1 protein-coding gene is annotated in these 1876 nt (G+C 56.7%); it reads right to left on the reverse strand.

Annotated features, from left to right (window positions below; genetic code table 11):
• Window positions 1-169: 169 nt before the first annotated feature.
• The gene (locus VGE80_RS03975; protein ID WP_440591750.1) at window positions 170-1816 is read right to left on the reverse strand and encodes a sugar ABC transporter ATP-binding protein; all 1647 of its coding nucleotides are present in this window, start codon (window positions 1814-1816) and stop codon (window positions 170-172) included.
• Between the last annotated feature and the right edge of the window lie 60 nt (window positions 1817-1876).

Below are 1876 nucleotides of genomic sequence, written 5' to 3' on the forward strand. Positions count from 1 at the left end.
GAACTCAACTTCATGCAGCGTTTTTCATTGGAACCGGCAAATTCTGAGCTCGATCCGCTCCGACGTAAACTGGAAACCACCGAGGAGTCGAGTCGTAAAAACATCCCATAGGGGATCGAATCACAGCCGACGGTGCTGCGGATTGCTTGGGGAGAAGCCAGCCGACCGCTCACGTTGCCAATGCGGTGGCTGCTTCCATCAGCTTTTGTTCCGTGAACTGCCCCCGGGAGAACTCCGCAGTCACGCGTCCCTCGCACAACACCACGATACGATCACTCACCGTGATGAGTTCGGGCAATTCACTCGATGTGATGATAATGGCCAGCTCCTGTCCACAAAGCTCATCAATCAGTCGATAGATCTCGGCCTTCGCGCCGACGTCGATCCCACGCGTCGGGTCGTCCAGTAGCAGCAACTTCGGTCGGGTCCTCAGTGCTCGGGCAATGATGCACTTCTGTTGATTGCCGCCGCTCAGACTCATGATCGACGCTTCGCGCCCTGCGGTTTTGACCCTCAGTGCCGAAATCGAATCGTCCGCGGCCTTTCTTTCTGCGGCCTGTCCCACAAAACCCATCGCCGCAACATCGTCCAGCGACGACAAGGTAATATGATCACGCACCGTCAGCTCGGTGAAGATGCCGTAGCGTTTTCGATCTTCAGTGACCAGACTAATCCCTGCGGACAAAGCTTCGTCCGGGTGCGAGAACTGAACGTCGCGCCCGTCGAGCACCATCCGTCCCTGAGGCGATTCACTGCTCGCCCCGAACAGACATTCCAGCAATTCGGTCCGGCCAGCCCCCATCAGACCAGCGACACCCAGGACTTCTCCTCGCCGCACCGACAGATTCACGTCCTTAAGTCGCCATTGCCTGACATGCCCTCGCCAGGGGAGTGAAAGATTCTCGACACGCAGGACTTCGTCTCCTGCCGTCCGATTCTTTCCGACATCGCTCGCTTCAATCGCCCGACCGACCATCAAATGAGTGACCTCGCGAGGATGAGTGGCGGTACGATCAAGCGTCTTCACAACCTGGCCATCACGCAGGATCGTGATGCGGTCCGCATGCTGAAAGATCTCGTCCATTTTATGAGAGATGTAGACGATGGTGACGCCCTGACTCTGCAGACGCCCAATGATCCGAAACAGGCGCTCGACTTCTGATTCGGTCAATGCACTTGTCGGCTCATCCATTATGAGAATCGGGGCATGTGCCGTAGTCTCCGGAACGGAGCCTCGTGGAGTCGCCTCAGAAGCGTGATCGCTTGGCGATTGAGCTTTCGGATCGTTCTTCTCCCCTAACCGCGCTGCCGAGGCTACCGCAGGGCGATTCGTCAGGCCTTGCGACAACGCCTTGGCAATTTCGACCAACTGCTGGTCACCGATCCGCAGTGATCCAACCAACGCTTGAGGATCGATTCGACAATCGAGTTGCTGAAAGATCCGCGCCGACTGGCGTTCCATTTCACGGTCGTCAATGAACCCCAGGCCCGTCCGCAGTTCCCGTCCCAGAAAGATATTGGCAGCGACCGAGAGTTCCCCCACCAGATTTAATTCCTGGTGGATAATGTTGATCCCCAGTTCCTCGGCATCGCGCGTCCCCCGCAGCCGGAGGGGCTTTCCCGCCAGTTCAATCTGTCCTTCGTAATCCCCAATGACGCCCGACAGGATCTTCATGAGGGTGCTTTTACCAGCCCCATTCTCGCCACAAAGGGCGTGAAACTCACCCTGTCGAACATCAAAGCTGACGCTGCTCAGCGCCTTCACTGCGTGAAACTGTTTTGACACGCAGTCGAACCGGATCAAAGGGACTGACATTACACTTCCCTAGGTCAGTGAAATCTCATGCTGGCTTAATCGTTCGTAGCCGGTTTCTGT

It is taken from the genome of Schlesneria sp. (genome assembly GCF_036405755.1).
GTDB lineage: Bacteria > Planctomycetota > Planctomycetia > Planctomycetales > Planctomycetaceae > Schlesneria > Schlesneria sphaerica.